The sequence below is a fragment of the Yersinia hibernica genome, assembly GCF_004124235.1.
GTDB classification, from domain to species: Bacteria; Pseudomonadota; Gammaproteobacteria; order Enterobacterales; family Enterobacteriaceae; genus Yersinia; species Yersinia hibernica.
In genome coordinates, this window is record NZ_CP032487.1 from 579,498 (window position 1) to 596,415 (window position 16,918).

Genomic DNA, 16,918 nt, shown 5'->3' on the forward strand with positions numbered 1-16,918 from the left:
ATTCAATCCTCGTCATTCGTTGCAGGACGAGGCTTCCAATCGTGATCGTCCTTGATAAATTTGGTGTCCATAATCAGGCGTACTCCAGACTCAACTTCTCGCATTGACATAGGTACAGTCCAGTTGTCCCACGCTTGAAGCCCTGGTGATTTGATCAACGCCACAGTCTTGTCTTTTTCGGGGCCTCTCTTTTCATATCCCAAAATTCGTCCGCCTTTACTGGCCTCTTTGGCCCATTCGTCGGCACGCTCTTTCAGTTCATTTTCAGCTAACAACTTACGTGTATTATCTTCTGCTACATTGCCTGCACGAGTCGCTAAAACTTCAATTGCATGAGCGAGTTCACTCTGGTTTGACATATCCAATTTACCCGCACCTTCATTCGGGCTGAACTCGTTATTCTTCAGACGCATAAGACTTAGCAACGACCCTGTCAAACCACGATCCATAGCACGTGGAGAGAATGGCGTTACCGATTGTGCCTCAACATGCTTGTAGAAGGTGGCGTGGTAATGTTCGAATGTTTCGTAATGAGAGAGGTCACGCGGTCGGGCCCACGTAAGTACGGTGCAAACTAGGCCGGGGAATGAACGTCCAACACGACTGGTAGCCTGAATATACTCGGCCGTTCCCTTAGGTTGTCCATTCACTGCCATCAGGCCGAGTCTATTCACATCGACTCCCACTGATAGCATATTGGTCGCCAGCACTACATCAATAGCACGAGTATCACCCTCCTGCCATTTCGTTACGTATTTACCTGCAGAGTTATCAAACTCGGCCTTAAACTTGACCTCAAGATTGTCGAGGTACTTTGGGATATCCTGGCTGGATACACGAGAAGTCAATTCGCGGATGTTGTTGACACTACGTTGTGCCAATGCAGGCCGTTCCACCATGCTCATTTGCACGCGATAGGAACGTGTCTGCACATCATCTTCTGCCAATCGCTTCATTCCACCTAGTTCACGCAGAGAGTTGAAGTAGCCGACCATAGTCATATAAGGATCAGCAGGTTCACCGAAGTGGTCAAATAGTTCCTGTGCCGCAGTTAAGAAAGCGGTATAGACACGAATAAGCATTGCTGGGCGCGAGCTACCGGGTGAGCAGACTCCCAGATAACGTCGCCCAAATTTATCCTTAATGTGGCGTTGAACTGAGAAGAAGTTATCTTCCACATCTAGTCCATGTGGCGGGAATACCGAAACTTGACGCATAAATACATTATTTACTTGTTCTTTGGCTTTGCGCACCGTCGCCGTTGAGGCGATGATTTTCGGTTTTACTGTTTTTCCGTTGAGCGTCCAGCTACACAGCTCATCGACGGCAGTTTCATACAAACCTACCATGGTACCCAGTGGCCCACTTATTAGGTGGAACTCATCCTGGATTATTAAATCAGGTGGTCGGATGGGGGGGATGGCCTTCACTTTAGCTGAAGGTTGTCCTTTGAATGCTTGGTGGTTTCCAGTGCAATTGGCCCCAGGCCAGAGTAAACCGTGCCGCTCACATTCTTTTTCAACTCGGCCAAAAAGAGTCCGCACTTGGCCACGCCATGCCATCATGGCGAACTTATCCACTGTGGCAATCATCATTGTCGGAGGACGATGGTAGATTTCTTCATCTACCACCAGTACTGGTATTCCAGGGTGTAGTTGCTTGCTGGACTTTCCCTTGGAAAATTCGCAACGTCCTTTTTTGTCACCACAATAGATAAACGTTCGGCCGCCAGCTTTATCCTTTTTAACTTCGACATCTTGCCCAGGAATGATTTCGGTACCACACCATGGACAGCTGGTAAGTTGGACGGGTGAGGCTGTTCCCGCATTATAACTACCCGGGTTACGTGTTTTTTCGATAGCATTATGGCTATCTTCAGTCGTTCCCGGAGTCACTTTATTGCCGACCCATAGGCCAATAGTGAATGGCTCCGTTCCGAGGGACTTATCACCCTTATTTAGTGCCTCGCGTCGCAGCACTTCCATTGCACAAATAAGTGCTGTAGCACGCTGGAACTGTTGCAGTGTCAGCAAACGAAGGGTGTAACGCATTATCACAGTCAAACCACGTGAGCTATCGTACCCGCCTAGATTGCCCTGCATACGTCGAATGGCCATGGTGAAGGCGGCTACACCCAGATAGGCTTCAGTCTTACCACCCCCGGTAGGAAACCACAACAGGTCCGCATAAGCCTCAATAGGTTTGACTCGGTCTGGGTGACACGGATCCGCCAGGGATGGAATCGACAGCAACAGAAAAGCTAACTGGAATGGACGCCAGCTGCGGTTCTTCAGAGCATCGAACTTATCTAGGGTAACGTCCTCGCCTCGGCGCATGGCAAGTGCATACAAGCTGCGTATACGCTGCGTGGCCATCGCTTGGTTGGCGAAACGGAAGGCCGCCAGAGCATTCTCATTATGCTTAAGTGTATTGATACCTTGTTGCAGGCGGGTATGGATCTCCTGACAACGATCTAAGGCCGCTTGGGCTTGGGTTTTGAAGCCCTTGGCCTTGCTGCTCACATTCAAGTTCTGTTCATCAATCCAGGTAGCGTAGTCATTAGTTAGCACACTCAAGGCATCAACTAATGGGTCAATGTCCAAAGTGGCTAGTCGTTGCATATCAAGCAGACCACTGCTGACCATTTCTCGCATAGCTGGACGATCGGATAGCTCAAGCCCAGGAGTCTCAGTTGCCTGAACTTCGTACTGTGGCATCACTGTGGTACGCACTTCGGTGGCTAGTGTGACGTCATCCGCTATTTCTGCATGAACTGCAACTCCATGACCCACGGCGAACTCGACACGATCTCGGTAGATCATCTCAAGTGCTTCGCGCTCTGGGTCCATACCATCTGCATCTAGTACCGGCCTGCGCCTGAAAATGGCAGGCTTGGCAGCATCTTTCTCTGCTCGAACGATCAGCTCTGGTTGAAACACCCATGCCGTATCACGGTTTGTATCCGGTTCTTCCTGCGCATTAACGAGGAAGAGTGTAATCAGTCGATCACCATTGTCATTTTTGGCTCGAATAGAGCCCTGCACTCTAACTTCCGGGGAAGTACTATCCGGAGCATTGTGTGAAATCGAGCCTTCGATCAGGGGGAGTACGATCTTGCCGCCACAAGGAATGCGTTTCCACACCTTAGCTTTTTGCCCATTGGACTTAAAGAATTGATGTTCATCATTTGGCACACGCTCATACCGTCCCCAACGCGCTTCGATCTCAACCCGATCGACGTCGCCATCCACGCAGAAAGTCATGCCGAGGCTACTGGGCACCAATGACTGATTGCTGGCGGCATCAATCTCTTCTGCCGTGTCGGTTTCGCCGCTACCAAGGACTGAGGGAGAGTTCACCTTTGCAGTCTTCGCTTTGACGATCAGGTCTGGCTCTTGATCTTCAATATCGTCAGCATCAACAGGAAACTCTTGTCCTCTTTCGGCTGCTTCACGTGGGGCGAGTTTGCCAACTAGGTAGCGGTCGCGTACACCCATATCGACGATGAGCTCATTAGGGCCACCAGCAGGGCCAAGCAAGTCGTCCATCACCGCCAGTTGCAGCAGTTCGCGGATGTAAGTTTGATCCTCGATCTTTGGTATGTCTGCAATGGTTATGTGGAACTCTTTAGGCAAGGTCTCAATGAAGTCAGTCCATTGGATACGACCCGCTCTGTCTTTGGGAGGAAATTTGAATGGGGTTATGCCGATCGAAACCACCGACTTAACCTGCAACATTCGATCGAAAAAGATAGTTGTGGTTTCAAGATCAGAACGTATCCGCAGGATTCGTCCAACTCGCGTGATATTACCTGTAGTATCTAGGACTAAGATCCAATCATTGTCGGAGATGGCTTGGTGCAGTGAATGTTCACCTTTTAACTGTAGCGTGTAGTATGTTAATACTTGAGCTCTTGAAAAGTTATGGTCAATGGCGATCCAAGCGTTCGGTGTTTTACTAGATTTGTTGTTATCAGTCATATGTGCTTCCCATCAATCATCAAATGCACCAACGCCATCTGGATTCTTACCTGCCTTGAGCATTTCAAACTCTTTTAGGAACTGTTCTAGCGATTCTCGTGCAGAGTCTGGAACGAGGCCTTTTTGTCGCAGGCCTATCAGGCGCTCATAGCAAGCTTGAGTGTCAATATATTGTTCTATCGGGTCTGAGCTTGGACGATCAGTAGAGAGATTAGTCATTAGTTCGCACCATCAGACAAATCAAGTAAGTTTACCGTAGCGTCTGCTTTTGAGCGGCGCCCGCGTTTAACTGGATTAGCAGCATTTTTCTGAGTCAACGAAAACTCCTCAAAACGTTGCCGGTTTAGCTCAGTAAGTCGTCGCATCAACTCTGTTGTTAGGTCTTCTGAAAGTGCCCAGCGCCACGGGTCTCTTACTGAGCCACTATTGAACTCCTGAAAATCGTATGAAATATCAAGATCATTCCATCCATAAGCCTGTGCAACTTCAGCGTCTATTCCAACCATTATTTGGCGTAGTTCGTTTATGACGGGATCATTGTAGCTTGGCGTGTTTACGGCATTCATTGCGCTGGTTAAACCACAGTTATTTTGCTCGCTCCATGCGACGAGAACGTTTTGAAAACGTTGTGCATAGTTACAACCGACATTCGAAACTCTCGTTATTGGTAACGTGAAAGTTGATACAGCTTCTCGAATGGAAAGCGTGAGTGTATTAGTGTCTGCCCCCAAACTACGGACAGAGAATGCATAGAGCCAGCTTCGGAAAAATGAGCTTAAACAAATGGCATAAAGATCATCTCTATCTGCACCAATAAGCAGGATTTTATTTGTATAGATCCATTCAGTGGGAGTCATTAAGCAAAACGGATACTTGGTCACCTTTGCGAAGGCAATGAAATATTCTTGTTTGCGCAACTTGCGCATGAGCTCGGCTCGATGGTTCCAGAATTGCCACCAACGGTCATAGAGTCCTTTGTAGCTTTTCAAGGCTTGAGGAGTTCGGGTTGGTTGAACTTCTTGAATTAAAAATTGGAATGCAATGGGCCAGTTTTTCTCAATGTCTTCCAGATTTCTGTCTGCGATATCCAGAGCCCAACGGTCGGTTCTACGAAGTGCATAACTTGTTATATCGTCTCCGGTGATGTATGGGCGCAGAAGGCTATTCGATTCGTTTTTGAGTTGATAGAACCAAGGATTTTCTTCGGTTAATACAAATGCCATCCCCTTGCTATTATTTACGCCCTCAAAACTTATGATAGAATCAGGCTGCTCTTTGGGTATCCAAGTATCCGTAGCTTCCGGTTCTAAACGTGCACCGATACGATTACAAGAATTCCCCTCAGAATCACATTTTCCTGCCCATCGTCCTTTGAAAAAACCAATAACAGCAACAACTACAGAAGCTGTACCAGGCCATGGCATACCTTTTCTGGAGAAATATATGTGACCGTTTTTAACGATCATACCCAGACCAATAGCAACCGCGCTTCCTTCGGCGATGTTGCTTGCGGCCAGCAAACCATAACATCCATCTGCTCGAAGCAAATCGACAACACGCCGATGGAAGACAACACTTAAGTCGATTTTACCGGGCGGTGTTCCTAGAATCATCTGACATTGCCATTGCAACTTATCACCCATTGAACTTTTCCATAGGCGATTACCGAGAAATGGTGGGTTTCCTACGAATGCATCAAATCCGGATCGTTCTCTTAAAAAAACTTCGGGAAATTCTAAAGGCCAATGGAATGGCCGCCGTGCATGTCCAAGTGTCAGATCACTGGTAAAGGAGTTGGAAATACGGTTTGCAATAGATTGAGTAGCCTCAATGCTTCCACCTACTGCCTGGTCTGCCAAAATGGAGAGTGAGGAAAGCGCATTCTCTAGTGTGGGCGAATTGCCCCCGGAGACCAATACCTCGGTAATAAACGCATCGGCAATTAGTTTATGCACTTCAAGATGGCCACGAGACCTAGCATCTAAACTAGCCATGATCTCTACGTCGTGAATGTCACGTATTGGCATAGCGCGCAAACGTTGGCGAAGTTCGATTGCTTGTCGTACTGATCTCTCTATGTCTTTGCCAAACAGACGGTCACTTCGTTTTCCCTTTTGTTCTGGTGTCATGCATAATTTGGTGAGCTGGTCCAACCGATGAATACCAAGCAGACTGTCTCCACAACGCAGACTGTGATCAAGAAAGCCGAAGGGCAGCCCTTTCGCCAGTGTTACCAGCCAGATGGAAAGCTTGGCAAGCTCGACTGCCAGCGGGTTCAAATCTACACCATATAAGCATTGCTCGGCGATGAGGCGTCGGGCTATTACGATACGTGCATCAGTATCTCGTGGTAGCCGCTCCTTAGTATCCAGATCCTCCAGTACGTCTCCGTCCACACTTATCATTTTTCCTGTTGCTTCAGCCTGCGACCAGGCTTCGACGAGGCGATCGGCCAACCAGCGACAAGCCTGTACCAGAAAAGCACCCGAACCCATCGCAGGGTCACAGATTTTAAGGTCGAGTAGTTCAGTGGGGGATTTGAGTTGCCACGCTTTACGCGGTGTGCCTTCAGCCGGGCCGATGTAGGCTATCGGTGTTAGCGTTTCAGTAACGATGTTTTCAGTAAGCGATTTTGGTGTGTAGTGGGTGCCAGTCTCGCGTCGGTTGGAACCGCTTGTGACGATGAAGGCACCAGCGGGGTAGACTAGCGGATAACCCCAAGGGTCAGTGCGCAGCAGATGGGCGTAAGGTTTGATACGGTCACGTAACTGGATGTCACCTTGGCAGGTAGTGAGTAGGCGATCAGCCAAGGTATCATCAACGTCCCTGGCCAGATCTTTGCGCACCCGGCTGACAGAACTACCGAAGCGCTCTTGCAGCAACTCAACTAGCTTCTCAGGACTGTTCATGCTTGCTGAATCTAGCTCGGCTAGTTTGACCCATGGATACTGTGATTTCTTGGTGGCATCCAGTTCCAGTGTGACTTCATCGGTGCGCCTTACGGTGCGTTCCAGCAGACCTTCATACACGTAACCGATTTGTTCGACGTCCAGTGCGCGATATGAGAGTGTTCGGCCCTGGAATTGCTGGATAGCCTCTAGCAACAACAGAACTGTGCGGTTATCAATCGGCAGTGGCTTGGCTGTATCTGTCCGCCAACTGGAACCTTTAGCCCGTCCTTCCAGAAAAGGAAAATGATCAGGATCGAATAGTGAACTACCCAGTGCAGGCAGACGAAGATTTTCATGTTCCACCCCGCAGAAAACAGCACGGAAGACCGCCAGTAGGCGCGACCAGGCATCCCAGCGTCGTTCTAGGATTTCTTCGGGTACCTTGCGTAACTGCATACGTAAGGTGGAAAGTGCATAGTTGGCTTCGTATCGTTCATCGCCCAAAAGAAGCAGGCCGCGCTCCTCTGCCGAGAGCAGAAACACTAAGCGCATCATCACTGTCAGAGCCGCTTCATAGAGTTCGGATTCTTTTACGTTGTAAAGTAGTTCACGGTTGCGATCCTGATCAGCTTTATCAAGGGACTGGATTAATACTTCTACAGCGCGACGTACTTGTTCTCCCAGTGCATCGGTTACTTCATCCTGATATTTCAGAGAACTGTCGAACAATGCGGGTAGTTGTTCGGATTCATCGACGAAGAAACGGCGGATACCGAGCAGGTGCACGAAGGCCTGCAGTGTTATGGGCTCCTGGTTCCAGATTCGAGCATACCAGCTGGCGAAGCTGGTGACAGCGCCTACAGGGGCATCCACCAGCATCCAGCGTTCGCCATTGGTCACCAAACCAAGGCGACACTCCCTAGAGCGGCACAGCTGAACCATACGTTCCGTGGGTGTAGTGGCCCATCCGTCTATTTTCAACGTTGCGTCAAGATCGATATCTTGCGCATAGGTATGAATGAGCATCAAAGGCTTGTTCGCACATTGCTCGTCGACAATTGCTAGAGTAGGTGACAGAGCTATGCCATGATCAGGGAGAAAAGTGTTCAAGTTGGCGGCGCACCAATCTGTGCCCTTCAGTACATCACCTTTCCCGTCCTCATCAAACTCAAGGCCACGTGAAAGAACTTCTTCAATCCACGCGAAATGCAATTTGTTGAACTGAGGATCTTCTTGTTCCAGTGCTTCTCGCCACTCATCGTAAGCTTGGCGCAGTCGTTTGCGCTTAGCAGCGTCTAGCTCTTCCAGCCCTTGCGGGAATGCATCTTTTAGTACTGGTACAGCAAGGAAGGGGCCTGAAATGTCGATTAGCGAGAGCCAATCATCGTGTATGCTGGCCATACTCATGCTTCCCCCCTCTGAACAGTAGATTCAGGTACTAGGAAGGTAACAGCAACGGGAAAAGTACGATCGTCGAGTTTAGCGTAGCGAGTTTCGATGGCTTGGATCTCCTGTTCACGCTCTTCAGGAATACGTAAAAGGCGAGCTTTCAGAGCTGCGGTGTCACGTTTGAGCTGGGTTCGTTCATCCTCTGAGAACAGTGAAAATTGCTCAGGTTGTTGATCTTTTTTTAATTCGATACAGATGGTTTTTTCAAGTTCATCAAGCACTGTGCTAATGTCCGTCAATTCTCGATTCTTACTGAGCTGAAGAGTATTACTCAAATCTTTGAGCCGGTCTTTTGACCTAGCGTTCACTGACTGTAAAATAGCGTGTTGTGCACGCTCAAAACGAATACGGATATCATCAAATAGTGAGTCAGAAGCTGTCATTGGCTTACTATTATCTAGCCATAGCTGAACTTTACTGACCCCTTCTTCACGGCGGAAGGATTTATCCCCAAGATAACCTCCAGCTGTTGTCAACTCTTCGTGGAGGCGATGGTAATTGCCTCCGGTGATAACCAGCCTTGAACTAACTACTACGGCAAGGCCATCAATTAGTGTGTCGGGCACCGAACGTACAGTAACACGATGCAACTTCTTCACGTCATCGCGAGCCCATACTTCTGCTCGTAACAGACGTAGGCACATCTGTACCAGTCGATGATTCAAATGAACGAGTACGACATCGTCACGTCCTCTCGCAACGGTATGGTCAAAGGTGATAGGGCGAGTTTGCAGAGTATAGGGATGGCGTAGCCCCTCCAGGCAACGAGCCCAGGATCCTGACAATGCTGGCATTTTGAATGTTGAACCAGCTGGAGCATCCGGAAGAGCAAACGGCTCCAAATGTGGTCGGCCTGCCAAAGAAAGTCCCGTATTTACAGCCATAAGGATATGTTTTGGCGTGAGATGGAAATCGTTTTGAGTGGATAGTAGCCGGTCGTGTAACCGGGCTATCCGCTCTTTCAGTTCACGATCGGCGCTAACGAATCGTTTAGTTTTGGCAATCCGAGCTTCTGCAATACGAGTATCAAAACCCCTGATAGATCCTTCAATCAACTTCGACATCTGTGGCGCGATAACCGGATTGACACTACCCATGTCTGATCGCATAGATTCGAGCTTACGTAGAGCTCGGATGATGTCTCCACTATGGCCTCCAATGCTAGCTTGGCTATTTTCATCGCCATCGACAGGATGCCAGATCAATACTTCTTTCTGGCGTTGACCATGACGGTCAATACGACCATTGCGCTGCTCCATGACATTGGGATTGTAGGGAATCTCAAGATGGATTAAGCAGTTACAGTGGTTCTGCAGATCGATACCTTCAGATGCTGCATCGGTAGCAAGAAGAATACGAACGGCAGAGTCTTTGGGAGCGGTCTGGAAGGCTGCTTTTACTTTCTCACGTTCGTCCTGCGCTATACCACCATGTAAGATCGCAAGGCGCTCCCCACCAAATCCATGGCTGGCTAGGATCTCATGTATCCACTGGAGGGTAGTGCGATATTCAGTGAACAGAATTACCCGATGTTCGTTCCAATGACCGTTTGTTTTCAGATTGGTATCAAGCCAGCTGAGCACGGCTTTAGCTTTGGAATCGACTTGGTTTCTGGCTATCTGTGCCCATTTACGTAGTTCACTCAGCATTTGTTGCTGGTCGGTCGTGAGCGGCTGAGCTCGACATGAAGCTTCTTCAACAGCCTCAGATTGCGCGTTCTCTACCTCTTGGTCGTTAGCGTAATCTTCATCAACACGAAGAATAGCTTTGCGCAAGATGCGGTCGTCCATCGGACTATTATCACTACGCAGGTTTCCATAAGTCAGACTAGCGATGTGTTTTTCGAGTGTTGATGCGAAGGCCGCAGGGGAGGAAAAGAGCCGTTTTTTTAGTAGCTGATTCACGAAAGCAGTTCCGAATGTGCTAACGGTTTTCTCTGCACCTAGTTCTCGGCTCTTACAGTAGTCATTGAGTTTTGAGTGAATTTCGCGTTCTTTGGCAGTGTAGAAGATCGGTAAGGCTTCAAGCTTACGTTGGGCGTAAAGTAGATTGCCGTCAGCATCGACGAGATCGCTCTTGAGGCGACGAATCATTACTTGATTGAGCTGCTTATCGTCCGGGAGTATATTTCTGGCGAAACGTTGGTCATCCAGAAGTTCGAGCAGTGAGGTGAAGGATTCGGTATAGCCATTATGTGGCGTAGCGGTCAGAAATAACCTGTGCTGGAAGTGAGGACTGATTGAACGGATGAAGCGCGTTCTCTGACTCTCTAATGCGTAGTTTGCCCCAGCAGCCGGTGCGATATTATGTGCTTCGTCAATGACCAATAGATCGAACTTGCGTGGGTAGCTGCTATACAAGGGCAACACATCGCGCATAGCTCTCAAGCCTTCGCCACTTTTGGCCCAATCCATGGATGTGATCAGACGAGAATGCGATGTCCACGGGTTGGCATGGATCCCTCGTTCTCGGCGTAATTGCTTGATATAGCGAGTGTCGACGATTTGAAATTCCAGTCCAAACTTTTCCTGCATCTCCATCCGCCACTTTTCCTGTAGCGACGCAGGGCAGATAATCAGGACTGTACGGGCTCGATGCCGAAGCAGCATTTCCTGAATGATTAATCCTGCCTCGATAGTCTTACCTAAACCGACATCATCGGCTATGAGGAGATTGACACGTGCCATATCAATTGCACGCACCAACGGATCGAGTTGGAAGTCTTCTATACTAACGCCACTTCGAAATGGGGCCTGCAGGAAGCCTCGGTTAGCATTAGTGGCTGCTCCCCAGCGCACTGCGTCAAGGAAAGCATCAAGAGTGCTGGAGTCGTCTTGGCCACTGATTGTGGGCAGCCCAGCTCGTTCAATAATCTGGGCACCTACCTCAATTTCCCAAATAACCTCAAGTTCTTCCCCCAAACCATCTTCATCAATAGATGACAAAGTTACTGCATGCTGTTGAGCTGAGGCAGGTAACAATTGAGATGAAGTAACTTCCACAACAATCCATTGACGCCGACGGACCTCAACCAACTGACCGGGTTCTGGAATAGTTCGCTGTACTCGGATATCAGGTGTATTAGAAATTTCCATATTGTTTCCAGGCTCTAATTCAGCGAAGCTAATGATTAGTAAAGAGTTGTCATTCCACAGTGACCATATTCACATTTGCAAGATGTGAATTAATGCTACGTGCAATTGCTCGGCCAAGTTCAACAGGAACTGCATTCCCGATTAGGCGCCCTAGAATCCTTAAACTTACTGGCCCATCATGGGGAATAAATGCATAGTTACGGGGAAAACTCTGAAGAATTGCCGCTTCTCTCAGGGAGATTGCGCGGTTCTGTTCAGGATGCCCAAATCGACCATTTCCGAAACCATAGCACTGCGTTGTCATGGTTGGTGCTGGTTTGTCCCATTCCATACGGCCATAAACACTAGCGTAAGTTCTGCCACTTTCTGTTCGATGACAATCGGCAACAAGATGTTCTGGCCAGTCACGCCAAGTTCCTCCTGGTTTTGAGGCCTTAATACGCTCCAGATTCTTATCTGACAATGTGGAGGTAACATGCAGTTTATCTCCTGGAGCCGCTTCACCAGCATTTAATGCGCGCAGATGGCCTATAGCTTCTCTTACTGTTTTGGGTTTTGCACACGTTGGAGAAGACATTTTTATCTCGCCATGGAGTGATGCCAATAAAACCATTCTCTTACGTGTTTGTGGGACACCGAAATGAGTGCAATCAACAATGCTAAACCATACGCTGTAGCCAATACACTTCAATGCCTCGACGAAGTCGTGGAACACTTGGTGTTTAGCCACAGTAGGAACATTTTCCATCGTGATCACGTCTGGGCGAGTACCTTCTGCTAGGCGTGCAAACTCATACAGGAGCCCCCATTTACCATCCTTACCATCCGATTCATAACGTTGTGTATAGGTAGAAAATGGTTGGCAAGGCGCGCAGCCAGCGAGAATTTTGATGTCAGCATCGCCAAACAATGCATCTAATTCGGTTGTTGTTACTTTGCTTATATCCCGTTCTATAAATTTGGCATTGTTGTTTGATTCATAAGGAAATTTGCAGGCCGGATCCATGTCAATTCCTGCAACTACAGGTAAGCCTTCAAGTACAAGGCCATGCGTTAATCCACCTGCACCACAAAACAAATCGACACAAGATACTTTCTTCATTTAATTCTTCTCATCTTTTCAAAGACTTAGAGATACTCATAAATTAATTACTACAAGAGTATCAAGATCTTATTCCCACTTCATTAGTATTTGCACAACGTCCAAGATGCAACCATCTGCGAGCTCCTTTAGCTTACAACTTCCATGATGAAGTATTTTATGTATAAAAATACAGCATTTTGGGGCTGCACATAAATGGTGATTTTGCTGTTACCAGAGTCTTCTATGATTCATTCAACCGATGACCAGCGATCTAGACTGAAAAGCCCCATACCAGAAGTTATTTGCTTATATGATCTCATGAACAGCTGGTAGGGTAAATGAATACTGGATACAGGTTTGGTGCCTGGTCGTGGGCGTTGAACAAGATAGTGGCAGGTTGATAGTCCGCCTGCCTGATGTAGTACCCATCAACGAGGTTTATAATTGTGCGGAACGTACTTACTGGGTTTCTACTGAAGGCTATTTCCCGAGCTCCACCTCAGAAAAATATGCGTTATATTCCTCAAGCATTTGTTGCTGATGAGCCAATGCTAGCACGTCATTCCACTGCTCATTTTCATAAATAAGTGCCAACTTGAGTGAGTCCACCCTGCTCTGGTTACGCTCAATGAAACGAGCCCGTTTTTCAACATAGGGTTTGTTGCCGTACTCTGAGTTGATACTGCGTGAAACTAGCCCTAAATTACCAAAACAGTCCAGTATTTCAGAGCTCACTCGGTTGGAATCAAAATGCTCAGGCTGCTGTGGGGAAACATGCTCCACTGAATTCCTGGCCGTCATTCGGAATGCCTGCCAGGCACTCCCTTTTTGAAAGCGGTAATGCTCCCAAAGAATATATTCCAGCTTGTAAAACCAGTAGTGAGAAAATCCGGTTCCCTCATCAGCTCTCAGCACTGCCTGCATATCGCGGATCGGATAGCTATCGCACCATGGATTTAACACAAACGCACGGGTTCGTTCGATCAGTGGCTGTTCACTGCCACTGCAAAGCAAGTGATTGTCCAGATATTGCAGGTATCGGTGGGCACCTTCACCGCCATGGTTTAGTAGGTAACTAAGCAGGGGAGTTAGCCAGTAATGGGTGGTCAATTGCTGTGAGTGATAGAGCATGCTTTGTAACATAGCAAACCCGCTATCGGCATCACGGCTAGCGCGAATAAGGCTTTGGTAACCGTTCCGATTTTCATTCACTCGGAGGCGACGAATACCATGACTTTCTTCATTAGCATCATCGCTAATCCATTTGATGATATGTTTGTCAAACAGATAGCGGCAACGCCACAACAACTTGATAAAGCGACGTATCTGATTGGCTTGTTCTGATTTCTCACACTGGGCTAGCCCCGCCAGCCAATGAGTCTGGAAGATCTGTAACAGCTCTTTGTCTAGGATTTTGCTGATATCATCGCGTTGCTGATGTAACAGAAAAAGGCGTAAAACATGCTGTAAGAGCATGGAAAAGCCGATAATACTGCGTACATCATCGGCTTCATAGGCCTCGTTATTTTCAGAAGCATTGTTAGATGGCTCCGTCAGGAGTGTCTCATCATTGAGGATATCGTCTAATGAGTGGTGTCTGAGGTCTTGTTGTGTACCTAATTCCAGCAGTACGTCACGTATAACCAAGGGATCAGAGAGCATCTCCCGGTCTCGTTTAGCATCCTCGACATTATAAAGCGGGATCAGCTTTATTCCTTTAACGGTACGTAGGTTCTTTTCGACATAGGCCCCCATAAATGAGCAGGCATCCCACATCTGGCCATAGGCTTCGCGCTCAGCGCTATCTGGCAGTAACGCCAGCAAGCGAGCTTTCAAAATTTCATGGTGCTGCAGCTGCACACCGCGATTGTTGATGACTTCAAACAACTTGTTAAGGTCCGTGTTGGCCGGTACCAGGGTCAATACCAGTTGAACCCGATCACGGATGAACGTACCCAATTTGACAAGATCAATCCGGTGGGTGTCATCCGTTCTATGGGTGAAGTAACCCTCCATGACCTGCATCGCATAACTCAACGCAGCGGCCTTTTGCTCATCAGATGCAGCTCGGCCATCAAGTAAGGCTGCAAAAAAACGGCTTACCTCAGGGCGAATGGCAAACCGAATCCGCGGTTCACGACTATTTCCCAACTGGGCATAGAGAAAACAGGAAAGGGGGTTTTGGCTTCGCTCACTGTTTTTCGATGATGAGAGCAGGCGCTCAATTACTACGCTAAGCAACCACAAGGTGGTAAAACGTTGCTGACCATCAATCAGATCCAACAAGGGGTGCCCAGATTCTGTCCTTCCTTGCTCAATCACCAGCGTACTACCCAAGTAAAATACATCCTTGTCTGCATTACAGGCGGAGACTAGATCATCAAGTAATACTTTGATCTGGTCACTACCCCATACATAGAGGCGTTGATAGATAGGAATATTGAAAAGTCGTTTTTCATCAATGAGTTGAGCCAGTGACATTAATTTTGATTCATATTGCATCTACTTTTCCATCCCTAGCCAACGTTTAAGTACCCAACTGTCACCCTCAGGGATACCATCAAGATTGAAATAATCCAGCAACGCATTAAGGTAACGCCCCTGTACGCCCTTAGATAGGACGATGGAGACAGCCTTCCCGTATCCCTTACTACGTTCGATTTCAGAACGTAAGAATGTCATCACCTCTTGTGGGCGATAGGCCCCACATATCTCATCAAGCAGATTGTAAGGAGCGTCACGTAAGTACTTGAGTGGTGATTCTTTAAAGATATAACTTTTCTCCAAACGTAATCCCCCCAACACTAGTTCCAAACCCACTGCAAAGGCTAATAGATGTTGATAACCAAAACGGTCGACATACATCAGAAGGGCCAAGTTAAAGAGCTCCTGTAAGTAATAGGCATTAGCACGTACCACACGCCGATAAAATTCTCGGAATGCCTCTAATTCGTGGCAGGTATTCTCTTTGTACAAAAGATCATCAAGTAAAGAGGCATATTTTTGAGCGTAAAGGAAAAAACAGATGCCTTTATGAATGGGCTGGCGCAATGTAAATGGTAAATTAGCCGCGCTTCCACTAATTTGTAAGGGGTTCAATGCCAAGCGATAGTCATCGCTGCTTTGCAATTTGAGGGAATTGGCAAATTGATTGTGATAACCCGGATAGAGCGGGATCTCATCAATCTCACCACCACCAACACTCTGTTGTTGAAAGGCTTCCAGCAGACTATCGTGATCTTCACGCTCCATTTGCTTATTACCCCGCCAATTGCGGGCACGCCACAAATAGTACTGAAACAACTCGGGTGCAAAATCTTGCTGTTCACAATCCTGCCGCCTAGGGCCTGCCATTTGAACATGCTCCCAACGTCGAGCACAGATTTGCTGCAATGACTCGACATGCTGTACGTTGGGACCGTTCACAGCCCGCAGGTGATAAGCTTTGAGCAAATCAGTCGCTTTAAGTGGTACTCCGCGAAAATTCTGAGTATCAAAAAAGGTAAAAGCGAGATCTTCGCGCTCAACTGTGATCACCGTAAAACACAATTGCTCAACGATGGATGGCTCTAGAGCTGACTCACGATGTTCGCTCATTAGCTTGCGTGCTACTCGCAAATTACGAGCTGAGATGGGAGAGCGGTAATGAAATTCTAACCCTTTGGGTAATTCATTGTGCAAGGCATGATACAGCACTGCTAGGGTACTGAGGCGCTGTTGGCCATCGATTACAAAGCGGGCTTTTTTTTCGTCATTCCGATGCAGCAATAGGGTACCTAGATAATAGACTTTCTGCCCATTGCCGTTGTGCCTGAACTCGTCCAAATCCTCCAGCAACTGATTGACCTTGTGTCTGTCCCAAACATAGGGTCGTTGGTAGTGGTCGAGCTGTAAAGTTGCTCCATTGCTGCACAAAGTGGCAAAATCCATCATGCAGACCTCGACGGGCTGCTTAATCGTCATGACTGTGGCTCCAATGGCTGCTGGGTAAGATCACTTAGCGGTTTTTCTTTACCATATCTTGATAAATAGGAAGCAATTTCCAGCAGCTCTTTTTTTGATGTCCTCATGTCCGCTCCCTATGAAACATTTTTACATCCCCATCGTTGCATGACATTATTGAATCAAGGAATGATAATGAACATATAATTTTTTGTATCAATGTGAGCTTATCCAACATCGTTTGATATGGCGCTAACATTTAGAAGTTTAGGGGGTTATTCCTTCTGTACATCCCACTGCCGACAGTAGACCCCGTCTTACACACTTGGCATTTTTTCTCACCGCGAAAATCTACGCTGCACATGACGCACTGCCAGTCACGCATCGGCAATAGCGACACCACGCCATTCAGAACCGTCTTCAGGAACTACAATAGGGCCTGAGTTTTTGTGCTTTCCTCCAGATAATCATAACGGG

The 16,918-nt window shown here is 47.7% G+C and carries 8 protein-coding genes; all 8 read right to left on the reverse strand.

The window, feature by feature from the left end:
* Positions 1-2 precede the first annotated feature (2 nt).
* Entirely contained in the window at positions 3-3,980 is a 3,978-nt protein-coding gene (gene drmA, locus D5F51_RS02785) for a DISARM system helicase DrmA (protein ID WP_129195538.1), read from the reverse strand.
* A 12-nt stretch (positions 3,981-3,992) separates the two neighbouring features.
* Positions 3,993-4,199, reverse strand: coding sequence for a hypothetical protein (locus D5F51_RS02790; RefSeq protein ID WP_129195539.1), 207 nt, complete (start codon positions 4,197-4,199; stop codon positions 3,993-3,995).
* Positions 4,199-8,278, reverse strand: a complete 4,080-nt coding sequence (locus D5F51_RS02795) for an Eco57I restriction-modification methylase domain-containing protein (protein ID WP_186368153.1) — start codon at positions 8,276-8,278, stop codon at positions 4,199-4,201. The genes D5F51_RS02790 and D5F51_RS02795 overlap by 1 nt, the downstream gene beginning before the upstream one ends.
* A complete protein-coding gene (gene drmD / locus D5F51_RS02800; protein WP_129195540.1) occupies positions 8,275-11,415 on the reverse strand; it encodes a DISARM system SNF2-like helicase DrmD in 3,141 nt (1,046 codons plus the stop codon). The genes D5F51_RS02795 and drmD overlap by 4 nt, the downstream gene beginning before the upstream one ends.
* Before the next feature lie 49 nt (positions 11,416-11,464).
* Positions 11,465-12,517 (reverse strand): DNA cytosine methyltransferase, encoded by a 1,053-nt coding sequence (locus tag D5F51_RS02805; RefSeq protein WP_129195541.1) that lies wholly within the window; start codon positions 12,515-12,517, stop codon positions 11,465-11,467.
* Positions 12,518-12,979: 462 nt separating this feature from the next.
* A complete protein-coding gene (locus D5F51_RS02810) occupies positions 12,980-15,001 on the reverse strand; it encodes a DUF262 domain-containing protein (RefSeq protein ID WP_129195542.1) in 2,022 nt (673 codons plus the stop codon).
* A complete protein-coding gene (locus D5F51_RS02815) occupies positions 15,002-16,462 on the reverse strand; it encodes a DUF262 domain-containing protein (protein WP_129195543.1) in 1,461 nt (486 codons plus the stop codon). It lies immediately after the preceding gene.
* Between the two features lie 238 nt (positions 16,463-16,700).
* Positions 16,701-16,826, reverse strand: a complete 126-nt coding sequence (locus D5F51_RS22955; protein ID WP_161623231.1) for a putative zinc ribbon protein — start codon at positions 16,824-16,826, stop codon at positions 16,701-16,703.
* Positions 16,827-16,918 lie beyond the last annotated feature (92 nt).